At 63.0% G+C, this 22288-nt stretch carries 18 protein-coding genes; 9 read left to right on the top strand and 9 right to left on the bottom strand.

The window, feature by feature from the left end; all coding sequences use genetic code 11:
* The 6 genes from FVW59_RS06960 to FVW59_RS06935 all read left to right on the top strand — a co-directional run bounded on the left by FVW59_RS06960 (position 1) and on the right by FVW59_RS06935 (position 12293).
* Positions 1–1608 carry an AMP-binding protein gene (locus FVW59_RS06960; RefSeq protein ID WP_187275805.1) on the top strand — a complete coding sequence of 536 codons (1608 nt, stop codon included), beginning with the start codon at positions 1–3 and terminating at the stop codon, positions 1606–1608.
* Positions 1609–1776: 168 nt separating this feature from the next.
* Complete coding sequence (locus tag FVW59_RS06955) at positions 1777–4224, top strand: TonB-dependent receptor (protein WP_148063491.1); 2448 nt, start codon at positions 1777–1779, stop codon at positions 4222–4224.
* A 287-nt stretch (positions 4225–4511) separates the two neighbouring features.
* Complete coding sequence (locus FVW59_RS06950) at positions 4512–7337, top strand: autotransporter family protein (protein ID WP_187275804.1); 2826 nt, start codon at positions 4512–4514, stop codon at positions 7335–7337.
* 34 nt (positions 7338–7371) lie between these two features.
* The gene (locus FVW59_RS06945; protein WP_148063489.1) at positions 7372–9222 is read left to right on the top strand and encodes a calcium-binding protein; all 1851 of its coding nucleotides are present in this window, start codon (positions 7372–7374) and stop codon (positions 9220–9222) included.
* A 42-nt stretch (positions 9223–9264) separates the two neighbouring features.
* On the top strand, positions 9265–10983 hold the full coding sequence (locus FVW59_RS06940; protein WP_148063488.1) for a type I secretion system permease/ATPase: 1719 nt from the start codon (positions 9265–9267) through the stop codon (positions 10981–10983).
* Positions 10980–12293: an HlyD family type I secretion periplasmic adaptor subunit gene (locus tag FVW59_RS06935; RefSeq protein WP_148063487.1), complete on the top strand. Its 1314-nt coding sequence runs from the start codon at positions 10980–10982 to the stop codon at positions 12291–12293. Before FVW59_RS06940 ends, FVW59_RS06935 begins: the two co-directional genes overlap by 4 nt.
* A gap of 3 nt (positions 12294–12296) precedes the next feature.
* Here FVW59_RS06935 and FVW59_RS06930 read toward each other — a convergent pair whose 3' ends face one another.
* The 9 genes from FVW59_RS06930 to FVW59_RS06890 all read right to left on the bottom strand — a co-directional run bounded on the left by FVW59_RS06930 (position 12297) and on the right by FVW59_RS06890 (position 18702).
* Positions 12297–13463 carry a hypothetical protein gene (locus tag FVW59_RS06930; RefSeq protein ID WP_148063486.1) on the bottom strand — a complete coding sequence of 389 codons (1167 nt, stop codon included), beginning with the start codon at positions 13461–13463 and terminating at the stop codon, positions 12297–12299.
* 14 nt (positions 13464–13477) lie between these two features.
* On the bottom strand, positions 13478–14206 hold the full coding sequence (locus FVW59_RS06925; protein ID WP_148063485.1) for an SIMPL domain-containing protein: 729 nt from the start codon (positions 14204–14206) through the stop codon (positions 13478–13480).
* 4 nt (positions 14207–14210) lie between these two features.
* A complete protein-coding gene (locus FVW59_RS06920) occupies positions 14211–14390 on the bottom strand; it encodes a PLDc N-terminal domain-containing protein (RefSeq protein ID WP_148063484.1) in 180 nt (59 codons plus the stop codon).
* A gap of 106 nt (positions 14391–14496) precedes the next feature.
* Positions 14497–14913 carry an alternative ribosome rescue aminoacyl-tRNA hydrolase ArfB gene (gene arfB, locus FVW59_RS06915; protein WP_148063483.1) on the bottom strand — a complete coding sequence of 139 codons (417 nt, stop codon included), beginning with the start codon at positions 14911–14913 and terminating at the stop codon, positions 14497–14499.
* Between the two features lie 31 nt (positions 14914–14944).
* A complete protein-coding gene (locus FVW59_RS06910) occupies positions 14945–15634 on the bottom strand; it encodes a type II secretion system protein GspG (RefSeq protein WP_148063482.1) in 690 nt (229 codons plus the stop codon).
* Positions 15635–15697: 63 nt separating this feature from the next.
* Complete coding sequence (locus FVW59_RS06905) at positions 15698–16144, bottom strand: DUF2721 domain-containing protein (RefSeq protein ID WP_148063481.1); 447 nt, start codon at positions 16142–16144, stop codon at positions 15698–15700.
* A gap of 20 nt (positions 16145–16164) precedes the next feature.
* Complete coding sequence (locus FVW59_RS06900) at positions 16165–17991, bottom strand: DUF3604 domain-containing protein (protein WP_148063480.1); 1827 nt, start codon at positions 17989–17991, stop codon at positions 16165–16167.
* A gap of 68 nt (positions 17992–18059) precedes the next feature.
* Positions 18060–18281, bottom strand: coding sequence for a hypothetical protein (locus FVW59_RS06895; protein ID WP_148063479.1), 222 nt, complete (start codon positions 18279–18281; stop codon positions 18060–18062).
* Positions 18259–18702 carry a hypothetical protein gene (locus tag FVW59_RS06890; RefSeq protein WP_148063478.1) on the bottom strand — a complete coding sequence of 148 codons (444 nt, stop codon included), beginning with the start codon at positions 18700–18702 and terminating at the stop codon, positions 18259–18261. Before FVW59_RS06890 ends, FVW59_RS06895 begins: the two co-directional genes overlap by 23 nt.
* A 580-nt stretch (positions 18703–19282) precedes the next feature.
* Between FVW59_RS06890 and FVW59_RS06885 the strand changes: the two genes are divergently transcribed.
* From FVW59_RS06885 to FVW59_RS06875, 3 genes are all read left to right on the top strand, one after another.
* Positions 19283–19843: a CBS domain-containing protein gene (locus FVW59_RS06885; protein WP_187275803.1), complete on the top strand. Its 561-nt coding sequence runs from the start codon at positions 19283–19285 to the stop codon at positions 19841–19843.
* 145 nt (positions 19844–19988) lie between these two features.
* Positions 19989–21662 carry an acyl-CoA dehydrogenase family protein gene (locus tag FVW59_RS06880; protein WP_148063476.1) on the top strand — a complete coding sequence of 558 codons (1674 nt, stop codon included), beginning with the start codon at positions 19989–19991 and terminating at the stop codon, positions 21660–21662.
* 89 nt (positions 21663–21751) lie between these two features.
* Positions 21752–22093, top strand: coding sequence for a YegP family protein (locus tag FVW59_RS06875; RefSeq protein ID WP_148063475.1), 342 nt, complete (start codon positions 21752–21754; stop codon positions 22091–22093).
* The last annotated feature ends 195 nt before the right edge of the window (positions 22094–22288 follow it).

The raw sequence follows: 22288 nt of genomic DNA, 5'->3' as shown, positions 1-22288 counted from the left end.
ATGCACATGATCGATTACCCCGATCGCAGCCAGCGCCACCTGGGGCGGGCCTTGCGCGACCAGGCCGGTGCCATCGGCGACACACCCTTCCTGCTCTATGGCAGCGACCGCTATACCTACGCCGAAGCCAACGACAGGGTGAACGCCCTGGCCGCCGGGCTGGCACGGCGGGGGCTGACGGCCGGCGAGCGGGTGGCCTTCTACATGGATTCCACCCCGGATGTCATTTTCCTGGCACTGGCGGCCAACAAGCTGGGCGCGGTGTGGGTACCGGTGAACAGTGATTACAAGGGCGAGTGGCTCAGCGACAGTATCGTGCGCAGCCGGCCCACCCTGCTGATGACCGACGCCCAGCACGCGCCGCGCCTGGCCCAGGTGCGTGAGGTGTTGGGGGGCTTGCCCATAGCCAGCCTCGGGCACAGTGATGAACTGCCCGATGCCGAGCCCCTGGCGCAGCTCTACGAGGCGGGCGCCGGCGAGCCGGACATGAGTGACTTCAGCGCGGGTGACACCTGCGCGGTCCTGTGGACGTCGGGAACGACCGGGCGCTCCAAGGGCGTTATGCAGAGCCACAATGTCTGGTTCGACGCAGTGATTTCCGCCAACAACCAGTTCGGCATGGAAGCCGGCGATGTCATCTACTCGGTGCTGCCGCTGTACAACTCTGCCGCCTGGGTCACCTCGGTGTTTCGCGCCATGCTGGCGGGGGTGCCGCTGGCGATGGACTCCGCCTTCTCGGTGACCACCTTCTGGGACCGGGTGGACTATTATCGCGCCACCCAGAGCTTTACCCTCGGCGCCATGCACATGTTCCTGTGGAATGCCCCGTCCCGGCCCGATGACGCCGACCACTGTCTGAAAAAGCTGATGGCCGTGCCCATGCCACCGCAACTGGCTGGCCCCTTCAGTGAGCGCTTCGGTGTCGAGCTGATGCCCCAGGGGCTTGGCCAGAGCGAGGCCTTCACGGTGATCAACCAGGATGAGTGCGACCGCAGCGCGGTGCCCCCGGGCAGTTGCGGCACCCCGGTGTCGCGGGTGGAGGTGCGCCTGGTGGATGACGAGGGTCACGATGTCGCTGTCGGTGAGCAGGGTGAGCTGTGGGTCAGGCCGCGCCAGCCCCACTGCATTTTCAATGGCTATTTCGACGATCCCGAGGCCACCGCCGCCGCCTATAGCGGGGAGTGGTACCGCACCGGCGACCTGGCCCGGCGCGACGAGGCGGGCTACTACTACTTCTGCGATCGCAAGAAAGACGCCGTGCGCTACAAGGGGCGCAATATTTCCACCTTCGAAGTGGAGATGGCGGTGCGCAAGCATCCGGCCATTGCCGACTGCGCCGCCTACGGCATCCCCAGCGATGAACTGGAGGCCGAGAGCGAGATCAAGCTGGACGTCATCCTGAAGCCTGGCGAAAGCCTGGAACCGGCGACACTGGCGCGTTTTGTCAACGACAATGCCCCCTACTTTTTCGTGCCCCGCTATATTGAAACGGTAAAGCAGTTGCCCTATACACCTACCAACAAGGTGCAGAAGTTCCGCCTGCGGGAGCGGGGCCTTACCCCCCAAACGTGGGATGCGCGGGCCGCAGGGTTTGAAGTAAAACGATAGTTAGTGGCGGCATTCCGCCGCCCGATTCAACCGCCGCAAGGCTAGTACACAGAGGAGCAAGGCCGGACGCAATATCCAGAACATAACAAGGAGCGGTATCGCTGAACGGAACAGCAGATCGACGAAGTACGTTTCCAAACCCCAGAATAAAAGCATTGGAGCAACACTATGTCATATCTCGGTCGTAGTACCCGTAGCACCCTGACCCCTCTTGCCGCAGCCCTGACCCTGGCCGGCGCGAGCCAATCCCCCATCGCCCTCGGTCAGGAACTCATGCTGGAGGAAATCGTGGTCACCGCCCAGCGGCGCCAGACCATGTTGCAGGATACGCCCATCGCGGTAACTGCCTTCAACTCGGAAAAGATCGCCGACCTCGGCATTTACGACATTTCTGATATCGGTGGCATGGCGCCAAACACCAATATCCAGAAGCAACCCTCGTCCAACTCCAATATGTCCATCTATATCCGCGGGGTGGGCAGCGGCGAGACTTCGCTGATGGTGGACCCGAAAACCAGTTTCTACCTCGACGGCGTGTACATGAGTAAAACCGTGGGCGCGGTGTTCGACATCGTCGACCTCGAGAGCGTGGAGGTATTGCGCGGGCCCCAGGGTACGCTGTTCGGTCGCAACAGCACCGGCGGCGCCCTGAACGTGACCACGGTCAAGCCCGCAGGGGAGTTCGGTTTCAGGGTGGAGGGCAACTACGGTAACGACGGTTACCAGCGTGCCTCAGTGTCAGTCGATACACCGAAGATAGGTATGATGTCGGCGAAAATCTCCGGCATGACCATGCAGTATGACGGTTGGGCTGACAATGATTTCCCCGGTGGTGAAAGCGATCTGGGCAGCGAGGATAACGACGCCTACCGCATCGCCCTTCGCTTTGAGCCGACCGACAGCCTGACCGTCGATTACAGTTACGATCGCACCAAGAACGAAGGGGTTCCCACGCCCTTCCAGATCAGCAAGGTCAAGGACAGCATCTACAACGGCTTTACCACCACGCCCTTTCCCTACACCTTCCTGGGCGGCGAACTCTACCAGCAAATGGCCGCCTCGGTCGGCGACCCCGACAAGCGCCGGGAAGACTACACCCTCGACGGGGTGAGCAAGGAGTGGCTGGACGTGACCGGCCACACGCTGACCGTGAACTGGGAACTCGACCCCTTCACCATCAAGTACATCTTCGCCAACCGCGAAACCAGCTCGGGTTATGATTCCACCGACCTCGATGGCGGTGCCCTGACCGCTCGCGACCTGTTCTACGGTGGCGGCATGGAAGTTCCGACCCCGGGCTTTCACGCCACCATCGATGAGGGGTCGATCGACCTGACTACCAATGAGTTGCAACTGATTGGCGATGCTTTCGACGATCGCCTGCAGTACACCGTGGGTTACTACCAGTACCGGGAAGAGATCTACCAGAGCAACCCGCAGACCTTCTCCCTGCCGATCCAGTTCCTGCTCGGCGGCGCGCTCGATGGCGCCTATGCCGCGGCAGGCTTTTGCCCGGAAATTCCGGGTGTTGGACCGGTGTGCCAGGGCAGCCAGCGTCTGCCCCTGCCGTTCCCGTCTCCCGGCGCCGACCCCAACCTGAACGGCCAGGTGGACTTTATCTATGGCCAGACCACCGAATCCTGGGCGGTCTACAGCCAGGCGACCTTTTCCTTTACCGACAATCTCGACCTGACCGCCGGTGTTCGCTACACCGAGGATGACCGCGAGGGCTTCCTGTTCAACGAGAGCATCGGACAGAGCTCCTTCGACGAGCGCTTCACCAACGACGGTACCTGGGACAATGTCAGCTACCTGTTGACCCTGAACTACGCCGTTGCCGAAACGGTGAATGTCTACGGCACTTATTCCACCGGCTATAACAGCGGCGGCTTCAACTCGCGGGCCTCGACCCTCAGCGCCTGGGAAGATCCCTTCGATGAAGAGGAGCTGTTCTCCTACGAGCTGGGCATCAAGTCCGACTGGTTTGACAGCCGGGTGCGGTTGAACGCAGCCCTGTTCTACAACGACTACCAGGACATCCAGGTGGCCCAGTTCGAGGCCGGTTCCGGTGGGGCTTCCAGCCGGATTGTGAACGCCGGCGAGGCCACCTACCAGGGGCTCGAGATCGAGCTCACGGCACTTCTTACCCAGGGCCTGCTGATGGAGCTGACCTACGGTTACCTCGACGCCGAGTTCGACGAGTACCTGGCGCGCAATCCGGCCACTGACAGGGAGGAAGATATCTCCGATGTCACCAGCGTGACCCGGGCGCCGGAAAACAGCGGCAGTCTCGGTTTGCAGTATGACTTCGAGCCATTCAGCTGGGGCGCCCTGTCGGCCCGGGTCGATGCGGTTTACACCGACGGCTTTACTTTTCATCCCTTCCAGAACCAGTTCGACAGCGCCGATGACCGCACTATCGTCAATGCGCGGGTGAGTCTCAAGGACATCGCACTCGGCGACAGCGGCAACCTGCGGGTCGCCGCCTGGGTCAAGAACGCAACGGATGAAGAGTACCGGGAGTGGGGTATCGACTTCGCAACCCTGGGCTTTGCCGGCAACACCTACGGGCGGCCACGTACCTACGGCGTGGACGTGATCTACGAGTTCCGCTAGGCCGGCACCCGCAGGGCCGGCCCTCAGCTGTGCCGGCCCAGTCCACCCTGCGCATCGCGGCCCGCTGTATCGGGGCCGCGCTCTGCGGGGCTTGCCATGGCCCCGGCGAAGTGAATCGGGGTGCGACTACGCCTTTCAGGCGTGAAATCTCACCCATTCGACCGCTTTGTACATTGACCCTTCCGCTAATCATGACAATACTGTGTGGGCATAGAATGACCCGATAAATGGATTTTATAACGGGCACAGGTTCGGGTGCCCGGCAAACGGTGGACAGGGGAAGGGAAATGGGTGAGCGTGTTCCGTCCGCTTTGGCGGCGCTGATGGTGTTGGCAGGGGTTGTGGTCTCCGCCACGGTGGAGGCGGCCCCTGTCTCGGTCGCGCGGGACCAGGCGCTGGAGTTTGCCGACCCCGCCATCGTCCGCATCGAGGTCCTGGCCTCCCAGAATAACAACGGTGACCCGGCGGCGCTGCTCGCGCCGTTTACAGCCCAGGGGGCCTGCCTCTCTTACACATTCGACGATGCCGGCGACCTGAGCCAGGAAGTCCGCCTGGCGCTGTTCGACGCCAACGATAACGTCCTCGGCCTGCCTATCGTGCAGATCGACAACGGCTACTACAGCACGGTGGACAGCAGTTGCAGCGAGCTGGTCAACGAGGCGCCGATCGCGGTGGACGACAATTTCGGTACCGATTACGTCGGCGCCAATGTCCTGGCCAATGATATTGACCCCGAGGGCGACCCCCTGGTGGCCAACCTGTTGACCGCGCCAACCGCAGGTAGCGTGGTGCTGAACTCCAACGGTACTTTTGTCTACACCCCGCCCGCTGGGTTCAGCGGCAATGTCACGTTCACCTACGAGGCCTTCGACGGCGTCAATATCAGCACCAGTCCGGGTATTGTGAGCCTTACCGTCGAGGCATCCAACGAGGCGCCGGTAGCGGTGGATGACAACCTCGGCACCGGGTTTGCGGGCGCCAATGTCCTGGCGAATGACACGGACCCCGACGGGGACAGCCTGAGCGCCGTGCTGGTGTCCGGGCCCGCCAATGGCACCCTGGTCCTGAGTCCGGACGGCACTGTCCAGTACACCCCCAACCCCGACTATTTTGGCAGCGACAGTTTTACCTACCTGGCCAGTGACGGCGAACTCGACAGTAACGTGGCCACGGTTACCCTGTCGGTGGAGGAGCCTCCGAACGCCGGGCCCCAGGCGGTGGATGACAACTTTGGTGCAGACTACCAGGGTCGCAATGTGCTGGAAAATGATCTCGACGCCAATGGCGATACGCTCTCCGCCATCCTCGAGACCCAGCCGGCGAATGGTGTTGCGGAACTGAACGCCAACGGCACCTTCACCTATACGCCGAATATTGGCTATACCGGCCCGGACAGCTTTACCTACCGCGCCAGCGACGGCGAGCTGGTGAGTGATGTCGCCACAGTGTCCCTGGTAGCGCAACTACCCGAGAACAACCTGCCGCCGATTGCCAGCGACGATGATTTCGAAGGCGACTACGAGAACGGCAACCTGTTGATCAATGACCAGGACCCGAACAACGACAACCTGATTGCCATCCTTGTCACACCCCCTGAAAACGGTGAGTTGCAGCTGAACCAGGACGGTACCTTCCGCTACCGCCCTTTTGCCGGCTATTCCGGCCCCGACTCATTTACCTACAAGGTGCGCGACCGCCCGCTGGACGATCCCGAGGGCCTGGAGTCCGCGCCCGCCCTGGTACGGCTGCAGGTGGATGCCAGCCGGCAGGCCGACGGCGGTGTGACCAACAAGGTGGATGCCGATGGCACCTCCGTGCTCGCCAATGCCTCGGCCAACGAATTGCGCACGTCCCGTCGTATCGATGAGTTGTGTCCGTCACTGCAACCGGGTAACGCCGGGCAGCAGGACCTGCTGCAGCTATGTACCAACCTGCGCGCCCAGGGCACCACCGCCAAACAGGCCCTGGATGCCTTGCGCGCCATAACCCCGGAGGAGCTGAGCGCTATCAGCAAGGCCTTCCGCGTTCTCTCTTTCTCGCGCTTCCGCAATATCGGGGCGCGTATTTCCCGGATGCGCGAGGGCCAGGCGAAGGGCATCAGTATTGCAGGGCTCAACGTGCGCACAGGGGATACCCTGGTCAGCGGAGCTGACCTTGAGAAGGCTCTTGCCGAGGGGCTGTCCGCCATGGGGCTGGGTGCCAGTGCGGATGAAGGCGGTGAAGATCTGCTGCGCGAATACAGCCGCCTGGGCCTGTTCGTTCGCGGCGACCTGAACTTTGGCGATCAGGACAGGACAGAACTGGAATCCGGCTTTGATTTTGATGCCCAGTCCCTCACCGTGGGTGCGGACTACCGCATCACCGACAACATCTTCGCCGGCGCTTCGGTGAGCGTTGGGCAGTCCGATGTCGAGTTCGCCGACAACGGTGGTGAGACGCGTACCGACAACTACTCGCTGGCGCTCTATGGCAGCCTGTATTCGGGTAACGGTTATGTCGACGGTATCGTCAGCTACGGCTGGTCGGATGTTGAGACCGAGCGCAATATCTTCTACACCGATTTCGGTGGCACCGTGGACCGGGTGGCGGAAGGCTCCTCCGACGGTGACGAGTACTACATCAGCTTCAATGCCGGCTACAACTTCAACTGGGGCGGGCTCAATGTCGACCCCCTGGTGCGCTTCTTTTACCTCGACGGTTCGGTGGATCCTTTCAGCGAGCGTGGAGCGGGGGGCTGGAACCTGGATATCGACGAGCAGGCCTACGAGTCCATGAGCGTCAGTGCCGGCGGCCAGGTCAGTTATACCTTCCTGCCGAGCTGGGGGGTGATTACCCCCTACCTGCGGGTCGAGTACACCCGTGAGTTCGAAGATTCCGCCGGTGGCGTGCGCTATCGTTTCGCCAACGACCCATTGGGGGAATTCAACGATACCAACGGTATGATGATTGAGGCAGACGACCCGGACACTGGCTACATGGTGTACGGCGCCGGGGTTGCCGCGCAGTTCATTCACGGCATCAGCGCCTTCATCAACTACCAGACCCTGGGTAGCTACGACAATCTCAGCGGCGAAATCATCTCCGTTGGCGCGCGCTGGGAAGCGCGTTTCTAGCCCGGGCGGCGAAGACGACCACAGGTAAAACAGTATGGCTTCACTGACACTTTCAGATTCCGCTTTCGGCACCCTCGGGCTGACTATCACCGAGGCAATCGACCTCGCGGATATCGCCCAGCAACTTACCAGCCTGCTGGGCATGACCTTCACCTTCGAAAGTCTGGATGTTTCTCTGGTCACACTCACCGGCCTCACCGCGACCGGTGTCGGTGCGCCCGGCAGTCGCCTGGCGGTTGGCGACTACGATGTGTTCCAGCCGTCGTCGGCGGTGTCGGGTTTCACCAATCTCGAACTGACCGCGGCGACGATTGCGAGCCACGGCACAGTCTACGAGGTCGGGTCGGGCGGGCTGTTGACGGGCGAGGACGACAGCCTCGGCTTCGCCTTCGGACCGGAAATCTCGGTGCTCGACTTTTCCCGCACCGGCAGTGCGGAAATTAACGTGCGCCTGGCAACGGTTGCGCCCTTCGATGACGGCAATACCCTGTATGGCGGCTATGAGCTGATCGGCAACAGCGGCGACAATGTTTTCACTGGCTACGACACCTTTGACCAGGGGGTCAGCTATTTCGGCAGCAACGTGTTCCGTGGCGGAGACGGCGAAGACGCTATATTCGGCGGCCTAGGCCAGGAGCTGATCGAAGGCGGCGCCGACGATGACCTGTTGTTCGGCATGCTCTACCTCGGTTCAGGCTTCAGTGAAGATGACCCCGGCGACCGGATCTTCGGGGATTTCGAAAACCCGGAACCCGGTGCCGAGGGCGGGGATGACCTCCTGTTCGGGGGGGCGGGGGACGATGTGCTCAACGGCGGCGCGGGCAATGACCTGCTGTTCGCCAGCGAAGGTGCCGACAGCCTCACCGGTGGCGCGGGGCGGGATCGCTTTGTGCTGGCGGAAAGTTACGACATCCGGACCGGTGTATTCGTACCCGATGGCGAGGGCGGTGAATTCGAAAGAACGGTTTTCACGGGTTTTGGTGTCGCCGACCCCGACAGCCCCAACCGTATCGAGGATTTCAGCGCGGACGACCTGGTGGTGGTATACGGCTTCAGTGAAATGCTGGAGGACTCCGGCACAATCTTCGATATCCAGTTCGGTATCAACGGCGACAACCAGGCAACGGTCAACCTGCTGGGTGAGGCCGAGGGACTGTTCGATTTCAACTACGCGCTGGTGGATATCAGTGCCTCTATTAGCGAGCAGGATGTGATCGTCGCCATCGATCAGCGCGACCAGACCAACAACGACATGGACCTGGATTTCCGCTGGGACAGCCTGGCGGAGGGCCGGGAAGGTGAGATTTCTTTCGAAATTGTCTACGAGACGGTTGCCGATTCGGCCAATTTCGGTGACGGCCTGCTTTACGACGAGTTCTACGATCTGCAACTGACCCCCTTCCTCGACAATGGTGTAAGAGGTGGGCAGGACAAGTTCGATCTGACCGCCTTTGAGCTCGGTGAAGACAATGAGGCCGCCATAGAGGATATTCTGTTTACCACCATCGATGAGTACGGCGCTTTCACGGTCGAGAGCTTTGAGGATCCTTCGGACGAGGCCATCACCGATTTCTTCTTCGACACGGAGGCGCAGGTAGACCGTGCACTGAGCGTTGAATGGCGGCCCTCGAGCTTCTTCGACAACGTCATCGCGGTGTATGTCGATGCCAACGCCGATGGCGATTTCCACCCGGACGACGACCTCTTTTTCGCGATTAATGGGGTCGAAGATGGCAATGGCTTTGCGTATGACCTGGGGCGTGAACTGACCAAGGAAGATCTCTATGCCGACGCCAGTGCAGATGGCACCGGTACCGGAATATTCATATTCAATGACGATCAGTACGATTTCTGGTTCAACGATGAAGCGCCCTTACCCATCTGATAGCGTCGTGCATCCAGTGCGGGTAGTGTCATCGCCAAATCCGTGAAAGATCGCGTCGAGAGAGGCGAAGTCGGGCGGGCCCTGCAATTGTGCAGGGCCTCGTTGCTTGTGGTGCTGGTTTTCAGCCTCGCCAGCAATCTGCTGTTGCTGACCCCTGCCTTCTACATGTTGCAGGTCTACGACCGGGTTATTCCCAGCGCCAGCCTGCCCACCCTGCTGATGCTGACCCTGGTGGCCCTGTTGCTGTTCGCCACGATCGGCGCCCTGGAGTGGGTGCGCTCGCAGATACTGAGCCGCGTGGGCGCGCGATTCGACACGCTGCTGGAAGATCGCGCCTTCGAAGTGTCCTTTCGTCAGGCGCTGTATACCTCGGGCCAGTCTGCCCAGGCCCGCGCCCTGTCCGATCTTTCCGTGTTGCGCCAGTACCTGTCGGGTTCTGCGTTGCTGGCGTTTTTTGACGCTCCCTGGCTTCCGGTCTACCTGCTGGTTATGTACTGGTTTCACCCCCTGTTCGGTCTGGTGGGGTTAATTTCGGCATTGGTGTTGTTGGCGCTGGCGGTGGTGAATGCCAGGCTGGGCCGGGATCAGCAGGCGGAAACGGGTGAGGAGTCGGCTTCGCTGGAAGCCTTTGTGCTGAAGAACCTGCGCAATGCCGAGGTGATCGAAGCCATGGGCATGCTGGGGGATATCCGCGCGCGCTGGCAGCGGCGCTACCGTGCGCTGCTAGCCACCCAGTTGTCCCGTGCCGGGCGTACCGGTGTGATTGCTTCGCTGGCGCGGACCTTCCGGCTGGCGGTGCAATCGCTGGTGCTGGGGCTGGGTGCCTACCTGGTGATCGAGCAGCGACTGACCCCGGGGATGATGATCGCCGGCTCCATCCTGCTGGGGCGCGCGCTGGCGCCGGTCGACCAGATGATCGCCGGTTGGCGTCACTTTGTGCAGGCGCGGCTTGCCTATCGGCGTTTTGAACGGCTGTTGCAGCAGATACCGCCCCTGCCGGCGCGTATGAGTCTGCCGGCTCCCAGCGGGCAGATCAGTGCGGAGAAGGTCTCCCTCGCGCCGCCCGGCACCCGCAACCTGGTACTGCGCAACCTTAATTTCCGTATTGAGGCCGGCGACAGCGTGGCGCTGATCGGCCCCAGCGGCTCCGGCAAGACCAGCCTGGCGCGGGCGGTCCTCGGTATCTGGCCGGTAACCGGGGGCAACCTGCGCCTGGACGGCGCCGATGTGTTCACCTGGAATCGCGACGAACTGGGCCCCCATGTGGGCTATCTGCCACAGGATGTGGAGTTGTTCGAGGGCTCGGTCAGTGAAAATATTGCCCGCTTCGGCACGGTCGATGCCAGCGCTGTGGTCGAGGCGGCGCGACAGGCCGGCGTGCACGAGGCCATTCTGAGTCTTCCCGGCGGCTACGATATGCAGATCGGGCCAGGGGGCAGCGCACTCTCCGCCGGTCAACGGCAGCGACTGGCGCTGGCGCGGGCCCTTTACGGCAATCCCTGCCTGCTGGTGCTGGATGAACCCAATTCCAATCTTGACGACCGCGGGGAACTGGCCCTGATTGAGGCGTTGAAGGCGCAGAAGGCGCGCGGCGCCACCGTGCTGGTGATCTCTCACCGCAGGACCATCCTGTCCGCCGTGGACAAGTTGATGGTACTGGGTAATGGCGGAATAACCCGCTTCGGGCCCAAGGGTGAAGTGCTGGAGGCGCTGCAGGCGATGGCGCGCAGCGGCCGGCGCGACGCGGCAGTGGCTGAATGAATACCGACGCCCGGGCCAGTGTTGAACTGGATACCTCCGATACCCGCTATCGGCGGATTGGCGCCGTCATTCTGTTTCTTGTGTTCGTGGTGTTTGGCGGCTGGGCGGCCTTTGCCCCCCTCGACAGCGCCGCACTGGCGCCGGGCGTGGTCACGGTCAAGAACTATCGCAAGACCCTGCAGCATCTGGAGGGGGGGATTGTCGATGACATCCTGGTCCGGGAGGGCGATGCGGTGAAGGCCGGGGATGCGCTCATCGTGCTGGATGCCACCCAGTATCGCGCCGAAAGTGAAGTGCTGCGTGGGCAGTACATCGCACTCAGGGCCCTGGAATCGCGTCTGCTGGCGGAGCGCGACGGCCTTGCGGAGGTGGTTTACGCGCCCGATTTTCTCGCCCTGGAGGACCCGCGCGTCGCCGCCGCCATGGCCAGCCAGGATGAAATATTCAATGCCAGAATGAGCGCCAATGCCGGCGAACGCCAGGTGCTGGAACAGCGGGTGGAGCAACTGCAGTCGCAGATCGCCGGGGTGGAGGCTGTGCGCGACAGCAATGCCAGGTTGCTCGCCTCCTATGAATCTGAAATGAAAGACCTGCAGAGCCTGCAGGAAAGGGGCTTCACCGGGAAACAGCGCCTGACTGAAGTGCAGCGGGCCTACGCCAGCCTGGTGGGCGAAAACGCCGAAGCGCTGTCGGAAATCGCCGCCAACCGCATCCGCATCGGCGAAACCCAGTTGCAGATCATCCAGCTGGAACGCTACCAGCGCAGCGAGGTGGTCGACGAACTGGAGGGAATCCAGTCGAAACTGTTCGATGTGAATGAGCGTCTGCGAGCGGTGGAGGACAAGGTGGCGAGGGCAGTAATTCGCGCGCCGGTCAGCGGTGTGGTACTCGGCATGACGGTGCACACCGTGGGCGGCGTTGTGCGTCCCGGCACACCGCTGATGGACATTGTGCCGGAACAGCAGCAGTTGATGGTGGACGCGCAGATTTCCCCCATGGATATCGATCGGGTGCAGACCGGCGTGCGCGCGCGAATTCGCTTCAGTGCCTTCAAAAGCGCCACTACCCCGATCGCCGAGGGCAATGTGGTGAGTATCTCGGCCGATCGCCTGGTCAATACCAGCAGCGGCGAACCCTACTACCTGGCCCAGGTAGAAGTGGATCCGGACAGCATGGCGCGCATGGCCGGCCTGAGGCTGGTGCCCGGTATGCCGGCGGAAGTGCTGATCAACACTGGTTCGCGCACGTTGTTGCAGTACCTGATGCAACCCGCCAGCAATGTGATGGCGCGCTCCTTCATCGAGGATTGATGTTCACTCCATCTGGTCGAACAGGCGCGCCACGGTTTCCCCCAGTACCTCGCCGCCCATACGCCTGCGTTGCAGGGGCGGGTTGTCGAAGCGACCGCGGCGGGCCAATGCCAGTGCTGCATCCACTGCCGCGGCGTCCAGGGCATCGGCCCGGGCCCCCACCGCGCGACCGGCATCGACCATGCGCCGCACCGTGTAGAACTGTTCCAGTCCACGTGGAATGACCAGCAGTGGCACACCCGCCAGCCAGGCCTGGGCCGTGGTGGTGTGGTTGCCCATGGTTATTGCCAGCTCCGCCTCCGAGAAGGCCTGGTCCAGGTCTACCGGGGTGTCGGAAAATACCACACCCGGCACCGCCGGGCGCAGGGCGGGGGGGAGTTCCGGGCTGTAAACCAGGACACGTGCCCCTTCACTGCCCAGCCGTTGCAACAGCAGTTGCAGGCCGGGAAAGGGCTGCAGATAAGCAAATACCCTGAAGCCGGCGCCGTCTGGCCACTGCGGGGCTGCACCGCTGCCGGCGGCTGCGCTGATGCCCAGGTAGGGGGGATGCGGGCGCGTACCAAAGGGGTCGATTTCCGGCAGGGTCATCAACAACTGCTGATCGGCCTGGGTGAACAACTCGGCGGGGTGCGCAATCGCCAGCGGTTGCGCGGCATTCACCAGTGCCGCCAGTCGGGCTTCGGCGGCGGCCAGGATCGCCGCATTGTCTGGGGTGTTGCGAATGCGCGGAAACAGGCCGAAGTAGGGCAGGTCGGCGCGGGGCAGGGTATAGCCATTGCCGACTATCCATTTCTGCCACTGCCCACCTAGGCTGGCAATCAGTGCGGTCGGGGCAAACTCGTAAATTACGGTATCCGGCTGGACGGTCTCGAACAGCGATTGCCAGCGTTCGACCAGCGGCGTCACCCGGGCGGCATCGCCCAGGCTGTGGAGCATGATCTGGGTAAAGGACATTTGCCGACCGTCCGGCGGGCGGCCCGGTGGGGCGGAGCGGGGGGCGTCAACGATGTCGATGTCGAGATCGGCGAACCATTGCCTGGCGCGTTCCCTGGCAGGTGCCGCCAGGGTGATGCGATGCCCCCTGCGGGCGCCCTCACGCAGCCAGGGCGACAGGTTGGCGAGATGGCCGCTGGCGCCTCCCAGTTCCCAGATGAGGAGAATATTGGCCAACGGGCCGCCGTCAGTCAGGGCTGGATGGCGATGGTCAGGCTCACGTTCACCCGGTATTCGTTTTCGCCGCCCGCCACGGGTACCGAGTCCGCCATTGCCATTTCACTCATCCGGTACATCGGCGCCGGCGACGGGCCGCCGTGAAAGCTCTGCTCCTGGATTTCCAGAATACGCCCGGTTTTTACCCCGGCCGCTTCGGCCAGAACCCGGGCCCGCGACAGGGCGTCGCGCATGGCCTGCTGGCGGGCCCGGTCAATGGCCGCGGCGGGGTCGGCGTTGCCGAGGGTGATCTGCCCGCCCTCATTGACGCCCTGCTGCACAGCGCTATCGAGCAACTTGCCCACCAGGTTGATATCGCGCACACGCACGGTGAGGCCGTTGCGCACCTGGTAGCCGACAATTCTCGGCCCCTGGTCATCGTCTCCCGAGCGCGGGTCGACCCTGGAGTAGCGCGGCGAGATATTGAACTGGCTGGTTTGCAGGTCTTTGTCAGCCACCCCCGCTTTGCGCATGGCGGCCATGACCTGGCGCATGGCCTCGGTATTCGCGGCCAGGGCTTCACTGGCGGTGTCGCCCTCGCGAGTGACGGTCAGCGACAGGGTCGCCATGTCGGGGGCCAGGGCCGCACTGCCCTCGCCGGTAACGTGGATGCGCCCGGTATCGCTTTCGTCCGCCAGCGCGGGGAGGGAGACCGCGGCAGCGCAACACAGCAGCCAGCCGGCCAGTACTACACGCAGAGACATATCGTTACCCCTTTGGCCCGAACAGGAACCACAGAATCAGGCCTACCACTGGCAGTACCAGGATGACAACGATCCAGAGCACCTTCTTCAGGGTGTCTGCGCCGGATTGCAGTACGTTGACAATGGCCCAGATGTCAGCGATCAGGATCAGCAGGCCGAGTATGCCGGATACCTCTATATTCATGGTGTTCTCCTGTGAGTCAATTGTTCATGCCAGCCGTACCGGCAAGATACCGGCGGCGGGGTCCTGTTCAACTATAGTGGGGATCGGTTGAACTACAAGGGCGGGTTCAGTCGTGGCTGACCTTGCCGCGCAGGTTTTTGACCTGCCCGCGCTGGGTCTTCTGGTCCATGCGGCGTTTCTGCGAGGAACGGGTCGGGCGGGTAGGGCGTCGCGCTCTGGGCACGTGATTGGCATTGCGTATCATCTCCGTCAGGCGCTCCAGGGCGTCGGCGCGGTTTTTCTCCTGGGTGCGGTGGCGCTGGGCCTTGATCACCACACAGCCATCGCTGCTGATGCGGCGGTCTGACAGGGCCAGCAGCCGCTCTTTCAGCGCCTCCGGCAGGGAGGACGCGCGAATGTCGAAGCGCAGGTGTATCGCGGATGACACCTTGTTCACATTCTGCCCGCCGGCCCCCTGGGCGCGGATGGCGCTCAACTCGATTTCTTCGTCCGGGACGGAGAGCCCCGGGGCAATGGCTAACAACACACTCTCCCGTTGCCGATAAATGACTTCGTCACGGCTGCCCGGCAGCAAAGGTCAGGTACTTCAACTGCTGCGCGTTGATGTCCGTGGCTGCGCCGCTGCCGCCGGGGGTGTTGTCGGCGCCCGCGGTCCACAGCGTGTAGGGGGATTTGACCCGGCCCCAGGCCGGACCTTCATAGCGGTAGGGCTGTTGCCAGGGATCCACTGGCAGCTTGTCGAGATAGCCGCCCTCCGGGAAATTCGCCGCCGGCTGATTACCCGAGGGCTGCTTGATCAACACCTGTAGCCCCTGCTCGGTGGTGGGGTATCCGCCGTTAACCTCGTAATAGCGCTCCAGGGCTTCGGAGAGGGTGGTGAGGTCCGCGACGATGGCGGCGGTGTGCTTTGCCGTGTTGCCAGTGAGGGGGAGACCGAGGTCTTCTTCCACCACCTGACGCGGCGTCTCGCTGCAAAAGACCAGGCGATCCTGCTGGTTGGGCACTGTGTTGACCTCACCTTCGAAATAGATAAAGTGGCGTCTGCCAGTGCTCTCGCCCCAGCGATCGAAATTCTCGTAGCGCCCACACAGGACTCCGGAAGGGTATTCAACCGCTTCTGAAATTTCCGTAGTGCCCTTGATGCCAAGGGCTGCGTTCACCGCCTCCTGTGCCTCCTGTACCGGGTCACTGCAGGCAACGAGCAGGGCGGCCAATGGAGCAGTGGTCAGCAAGTATTTCAACATAAAGCGATTCTCTAAGCAGTGTGATTCTGTGACAGACAGCGAAGCAGGAAATTCCCTGCGCCGTCAGTTGGGGAACTCGCGGCCAACGTGCAGTATGCGGGTCGCCAGTTGTACCTCCTTCAGGAACAACACCAGGGCGATAATCAGCAGCAGCAGCGCGAGGATAAACAGGCTGATCACCACTTCCGCAATGTGCAGATCCCACAGGTGGCCCACAAACAGGCTGACGATAACGCTACACACCAGTAAGCCCGAGGCGGTGCACATGCCGATGGACCAGTTGATCAGGTGGACCCGCCGCCAAAGGGTCCTGAGCTCAATGCGGATCATCGACAGCCGCGGCTCCTCCTTGATGGTGCTCACCCGGACTTCTACGATGCGGGCGCGGTCAACAATGCGCCCCAGTCGACCCGACATGACATTGAGAAAGCCGGCGATGCCGGCCAGCAAAAATACGGGGGCCACCGCCAGCTGGATGATGGAGGCAAGTAACTGAACTGAATTTTCCATTCAGTTATTGTGCAGCAGCTTCACGGGCTGTACCAGATGGGTGAGCTGAAAGCGCGCTCCTGGATGCTGGTGGGCAGATTGTCCGGCACCGGCTCGCCCAGCGCGGCCGCATCGCGGGTGCTCCAGCGCGGCGTGGGAATCTCCAGGACCCGCACATAGTAAAAGGCGCGCTCATCCGGGGAGAAATCCGGATCCTGCCAGAAAGCGGCGAGTTGCGGGCTGCCGATGCTGTTGCTGTAGTCGCCGCTGTTGGTATCGACGGTATCACCCACAGGTGACAACTGACCGCGAGCGTCCGGCTGCCGGTCGCCACTCCAGGCGACGTTGTGGATTCTTTCCTGCTGCCGCCCCTCCCTGTCTACCCAGCCCTTGATAATCTGCACCCGGTCCAGGTTGCCGCTGGCGGGATCGCGGGCGGCCCACACCATAAAGGTGGGCGCCCCGGCGGATTCCGGCGCGCCCTGCAGGGTGCTGCCCATTGGCTGCCCCTTGCGGTAGCCGATCTGCGCGAAGTCGGCGCTGCTGGCATCGTCGGCACTGAACTGCCAGCCGCCGAAGAAACGCAGCTTGATGCGCGGGCCGGTGGTGCCGTAGGTTTCCCGGCGCTGCATGGCGCCAAAGATCGCCTCGCGGGTGTTGTCCTCTGCCCAGACAGCCGCCAGCCCGCCGGAGCTGAACTCGCGGATAGCCTGGGTCTGGGCCTCTGACTGCCCCGGGTGGCCGTGCAGGCGCTGGCGGGGGCTATTCTCCACGGCGAATTTGCCACTGTAGTTGTATTCCTCGAGGCTGGCGGCGGCGTTGTGCGTATCGCTGTCACCGATAAAGCCGTAGGCAAAGGGGTTGCCCTTGCCCTGGCCGGCGAGTTCGATGCCATCCAGCAGGGCCTGGCGGGCATAGCTGCCGCGGCGGTGCTCCGGGCGCGCGCCCTCGGTCGACAGCAGGTAGTCCCACAGTTCGAAACCTGCAAACTCGTCGTTGGGCGACAGTTCGGGGTGAGTTTCAGAGGTGCCCTTGATCTGGGTGATTTCGTACAGCGGTTCGTTGCGCTGGCGACGCGCGGAATAGTCGGCAGTCAGATCTTCGCCGTCAAAGGTCTGCAGGGAGAACATCAGTCCGTCGCTGGCGTTGGCGTTGTGGGGAATGGCCAGCAGGGTGGCACCGGCCTGCCGCTGGCTGTCCATCCAGTCCCACAGGTGCTCGGGGTCACTGGAGTCCTGGGAGGACAGGGGAGTAGCCGGTATGGCCTTTGAGTCCTGGAATACCACCACCCGGTGCAGGTTGCGGGTCTGGGGGTTGGAGGTCCACTCGAAGGCGGGAAAGGTGGTGAATTCGCCCGGCCGGTAGTAAGCGTCGGCGGTGCTGACGATGTCCTGCCACACGTTGTGGTTGATCTCGGGGTTGTCGAGACTGGCGTCGCGCTTGCCCTGGCTGAAGCTTTGCAGAATCTCGCCGAAGGCGCCCATGGCCACGGCCGGATCGTCGGAGGTGATACGGGAGGCCAGCGGGTGCCGGCTCATCGGGCTGTTGGGGTCTTCCATCAGCTTGAATACGCCCATCCACTCGGCGTGGTCGGACACGGCGTAAAAATCCAGTGGGGCGGCGATCTTGAGGTCGGGGCCGCCGCCACCGCCGGGGATGGCCTCACCTCGCGCCCAGCGATAGGCATCGGCGGGGGAGGCCAGAGTGCCGTTGGTAAAGGCATCGAAAGAGTAGTTGGTGTGTACGTGGACGGCGCCGAAGTAGACCTGGGTGTTCTCCTGTCCAGGCTGTGCCTGGGTTGTTGCAGACAGCAGTGCAGCGGTGAGTGCCAGGTTCAGGCAGGTGGTGTTGGGGCATCGGGCAGTCATGGCGGAACCTCGCTGTAGTCGGCGTCGTTATTATGCCGACAGTATAACGGGAGTCGCCGGCCAGCGGGCTACCGGGTTTTCGCGTCGCAGCTTGCCTGGTGCCGGGGGCAGCTGGTGCAGCTGGATTTGACCGCCTGGCAGCCCGCCCGGTGGGACTCTATGTCGAGGCAGCGAAATTCGCAGGCCGCCAGGCTGCGATCCTGCAGCAGGCGGCAAAGTACGGCCAGCGACAGTTCCAGCTGGACGGTCCGCGGCGTTGGCGGCGAGTCAGTGTAGTTGTCGCGCGGCACGGCGGGCCTGCATGTCGATGACACCCGGCGGCGGGCTGGTCAATGGGGCCAGTTGCTCGCAGGCCTCCACGGCGCCAACCTCGTGGAGGCCGGCCGCCAGGCAGCGCTGCAGGGTGTCGATTGCGCCGTGGGCGCAGTCCGCCGCCTGGGTGAAGGCTCCCTTGTGCTGTAACAGGCGCCCCAGCAGCAGCGTGCTGTGGGTGAAACGGGTTATATCGTCGCGCTCCGGGCTGAGGCGCCCGCAGAGCAGGATTTCCGCGGTTTCCATGGCGCAGCCTGCCTGGCGGATGGCCGCCCCCTGCTGCCCCTGCCGTTCCAGTCGCAGGCCCTGCTCGTAGCATTGCAGCCAGGTGTAGAGGGCGGCTGCGGGGTCGTTGCACAGCCAGCGGCGGTGTCGCACACAGAGAAATGACAGTTTCATTATCGGACTCTTTATCAGGCTCATTGGCAAGTGTTCGATAAAGGTAATGAGAACGATTATCAATTACAAGCTCGAAGGCGAACTCTCTGCAGCTGGAGGCGGGTTGCGCCCTGAATCCTGTGGAATTTGCACTTGCCGGGAACTGTGGTACCGGAGGAGACTCCAAACTGTGTCACGACTGCCGGAGTCTACCCGCCCTTGACCCGCCTGCTTTCCATCGTCCTGTTACTCACCTCACTCGGAATGGTGACGGCTCCGGCTGCCTCGCCGGCCGCGGATTGGGACGGCGGCCTGAATGCGATTGGCCAGGAGAGCAGCAACGGCAGCGGTTCCGGGGACATACCCGCGCTGGACGCCCCGCGGTCGCGTCCGGCAGAGGCAAGAGTCTTTCTGCCGCCAACCGTGGCCCCGGCGCCATCGCTTCTCAAGCGCGCGCTGGCGTGCCCCAATATCCGCGCACCTCCTCTTTTCACCGCCTGATTGCGACCCGGCGGGCGACTGCCCGTCACCCGAGGTCCCGGGGCGCTCCCCACAGGAAGGCGCCGTACCGGTGACAAGCGATGAGAACAAGGTGAAAACAATGAAAGTACTCGAACTAAAGCCCGTGAATGCAGTGGACCACCTGGTGCACCCGGAAGAGTTTGCTGATATTGACTGGGACTCCTCCGCCCTGGAAATTTTTACTGATTTCCGCTTCCACAAGCCCCAGGTGATTTTCCAGGGCGTATCAGTTGACGAGGCCGATCGTCGCATGCGGCGGGCCCACGTCAAGCTGATGCTGGTGGTGGACGACCGCGATGAATTCGTCGGCACCGTCAGCGCCGCCGACCTGGAGGAGCAGAACCTGATGCAGCACACCTCCAGGGACCAGGCTCGCAAGGATTTGCGGGTGGTGGATGTCATGCAGCCGCGGGGGCGAATCCAGGCACTGGAGTTCTCCCTGATCGCCGGCGCCCGTATCCGCGATGTGGTGGAGACCCTGCGCCAGCGGGGGCAGCAGCACTGCCTGGTGGTGGATACCGACAATCATCATATTCGCGGTGTGATTTCCTCCAGCGATATCGCTCGCCGGCTGCACATGCCGATTGAAATTACCCGCCACAGCAGCTTTGTGGAGCTGTTCAACACTATCCGCCACTGAGCGGGCTTCCCGCTGCGGGCCGGTGGCCCGCAGCGGCAGTTCAGTGTTTCCGCAGCCTGTGCTAGCATTCGGCCCCCAATTCGCTCCTCCCGCGTATGCCCGCATGCGCGAGCGCGATCTCTTTGCAAGTACGACGGATCCTGCCATGCACATCGAACCGCCCTTCATCGCCCACACCCATGAGGTGTTCAACCAGTCCAACCCGCTGGAGGGCTACAACAGCTACCGCGGAGACAGCGCCCTGCAGGCGCTGGTGCGGCACCACGGCGCAGGCTGGGCCGAGGCCGAGCTGGATGCCCACGGCGCACGCTGTGGCAGTGCCGAGGTCTACGAGTGGGGCTTTCAGGCGAATGCCCACAAGCCCCAGTTTGCCTCCCACGATCGCCAGGGCCACCGGGTGGATCTGGTCAGGTACCACGAGTCCTACCACCGGCTGATGGCGCTGGGGCTGGAGGCGGGCCTGCACAGCAAGCCCTGGACCGACCCCGGTCCCGGCGCCCATGTGGCGCGCGCCGCCCAGTATTACCTGCAGGCCCAGGTGGAGTCCGGCCACGGCTGCCCGCTGACCATGACCTTCGCCTCCGTGCCGAGCCTGCGCCTGACGCCGAACATCGGCGAGGCCTGGCTGCCGAAGATCCTCAATCGCGCCTACGATCCGCGCAATGTCCCCCACACTGAAAAGCAGGCCCTCACCATCGGCATGGGCATGACCGAGAAGCAGGGCGGCTCCGATGTGCGTGCCAACACCACCCGCGCCACGCCGCTGGCGGCGGGCGGCCCCGGTGAGCTCTATGAACTGGTCGGCCACAAGTGGTTTACCTCGGCGCCCATGTGCGACGCTTTCCTGGTATTGGCGCAGGCGCCCGGCGGATTGAGCTGCTTCCTGGTGCCGCGCTGGTGCGAGGACGGTAGCAAGAACCCTATCCAGGTGCAGCGCCTGAAGGACAAGATGGGCAACGTGTCCAACGCCTCCTCGGAAATCGAGCTGCGCGGTGCACTGGGCTGGATGATCGGCGATGAGGGCAGAGGGGTGCCCGCCATCATCGAGATGGTGTCGATGACGCGTTTCGACTGCATGATTGGCTCCAGCGCCGCCCAGCGCCAGGGGGTCGCCCAGGCGGTCAATCACGCTGCCGGCCGCGCCGCCTTCGGCAATACCCTGATCGACCAGCCGCTGATGCGCAATGTGCTGGCGGATCTGCAACTGGAGGTGGAGGGCTCCCTGGCCCTGACCCTGAGGATGGGCGAGGCGCTGGACAAGAGCCTGGCCCCCGGCGGCAACGAACACGAAAAACTGCTGCTGCGCCTGGGCCTGCCAACCGGCAAGTACTGGATCTGCAAGCGCACGCCGTTGCATACCTACGAGGCCATGGAGTGCCTGGGCGGCAACGGCGTGACCGAAGATTTTATTATGGCCCGCCTGTACCGCGATGCCCCGATCAACGCCATCTGGGAGGGCTCGGGCAATGTGCAGGCGCTGGACATGCTGCGTGCCCTGAGCCGCAGTCCGGAGACGCTGGAAACCTGGTTTGTCGAGCTGGCCACTACCCGCGGCGACGACCCCAGGCTGGACGCCGCCGTGCAGAATCTGCAGGCGGAGTTTGCCGACCTGGATGACGTCGAATACCGTGCCCGCCAGATTGTCGACCAGCTGGCGCTGACCCTGCAGGCCAGCCTGCTGTTGCGCGCCGGCAATGCCGCCGTGGCGGATGCCTTTATCGCCTCGCGTTTCGGCGGCAGCTTCCAGCGTAATTTCGGCGGTCTGCCCCGCGGACTGGATATCGACACCCTGATCGAACGCGCCAACCCCCACAGCTGAATCGCTGGCGCATCCGGCTGGATTGGCTAAGCTGTTGGGAAGCGCGGCCTGCGGGGGCCGGGAACAATGGCAGCAGCGGGGGCGGACCGATGGCGGGCAAGTTTGAACTCAGGCAGGGTGACAGCGGCAAATACAGCTTCAACCTCAAGTCCGGCAATGGCCAGGTGATCCTCACCAGCCAGGCCTACGAATCCCACGACAGCGCCGTCAACGGCATCGAGTCGGTGCGCCGCAATGCCGTCGACGATGCCCGTTTCCTGCGCAAAACCGCCAGCGATGGTTCGCCCTTTTTCGTGCTGACGGCCAGCAATGGCCAGACCATTGGCAAAAGCCAGATGTATGCCAGTGAAAGCGCCATGGAAAATGGCATCGCCTCGATCAGATCTCACGCCCCGGAGGCCGCCCTCAACGACCTCACCCGGAAGGGTTAGAACCTTTCGTTGACGTGGTGCCAGGCAGCTGTGATCAGGTTTCCGGAATCGGAGTGAGCGGAGACCGTTGCAGCTAGACTGGTTGCCGGCTAAGCCGGCCATGGGTGAAAACTTGGGTGGTTGGCGATAGTATGGAAACAACAACAAGGCCTATGGGGTGGGTAATGGGGTTGAAGGGCTTGCTATACGGCATTG

It is taken from the genome of Parahaliea aestuarii, from assembly GCF_008064635.1.
Taxonomy (GTDB): Bacteria; Pseudomonadota; Gammaproteobacteria; order Pseudomonadales; family Halieaceae; genus Parahaliea; species Parahaliea aestuarii.
This window is presented reverse-complemented; position numbering and strand designations above follow the sequence as displayed.

What these genes read in the sequence shown, in the direction of transcription:
- FVW59_RS06955 (WP_148063491.1), top strand. Translation starts at nt 1,777, where the DNA reads ATGTCATATCTCGGTCGTAGTACCCGTAGCACCCTGACCCCTCTTGCC.
- FVW59_RS06925 (WP_148063485.1), bottom strand. Translation starts at nt 14,206, where the DNA reads ATGTCTCTGCGTGTAGTACTGGCCGGCTGGCTGCTGTGTTGCGCTGCC.
- FVW59_RS06935 (WP_148063487.1), top strand. Translation starts at nt 10,980, where the DNA reads ATGAATACCGACGCCCGGGCCAGTGTTGAACTGGATACCTCCGATACC.
- FVW59_RS06900 (WP_148063480.1), bottom strand. Translation starts at nt 17,991, where the DNA reads ATGACTGCCCGATGCCCCAACACCACCTGCCTGAACCTGGCACTCACC.
- FVW59_RS06945 (WP_148063489.1), top strand. Translation starts at nt 7,372, where the DNA reads ATGGCTTCACTGACACTTTCAGATTCCGCTTTCGGCACCCTCGGGCTG.
- FVW59_RS06890 (WP_148063478.1), bottom strand. Translation starts at nt 18,702, where the DNA reads ATGAAACTGTCATTTCTCTGTGTGCGACACCGCCGCTGGCTGTGCAAC.
- FVW59_RS06880 (WP_148063476.1), top strand. Translation starts at nt 19,989, where the DNA reads ATGCACATCGAACCGCCCTTCATCGCCCACACCCATGAGGTGTTCAAC.
- FVW59_RS06910 (WP_148063482.1), bottom strand. Translation starts at nt 15,634, where the DNA reads ATGTTGAAATACTTGCTGACCACTGCTCCATTGGCCGCCCTGCTCGTT.
- FVW59_RS06905 (WP_148063481.1), bottom strand. Translation starts at nt 16,144, where the DNA reads ATGGAAAATTCAGTTCAGTTACTTGCCTCCATCATCCAGCTGGCGGTG.
- FVW59_RS06950 (WP_187275804.1), top strand. Translation starts at nt 4,512, where the DNA reads ATGGGTGAGCGTGTTCCGTCCGCTTTGGCGGCGCTGATGGTGTTGGCA.
- FVW59_RS06885 (WP_187275803.1), top strand. Translation starts at nt 19,283, where the DNA reads ATGAAAGTACTCGAACTAAAGCCCGTGAATGCAGTGGACCACCTGGTG.
- FVW59_RS06920 (WP_148063484.1), bottom strand. Translation starts at nt 14,390, where the DNA reads ATGAATATAGAGGTATCCGGCATACTCGGCCTGCTGATCCTGATCGCT.
- FVW59_RS06960 (WP_187275805.1), top strand. Translation starts at nt 1, where the DNA reads ATGCACATGATCGATTACCCCGATCGCAGCCAGCGCCACCTGGGGCGG.
- FVW59_RS06875 (WP_148063475.1), top strand. Translation starts at nt 21,752, where the DNA reads ATGGCGGGCAAGTTTGAACTCAGGCAGGGTGACAGCGGCAAATACAGC.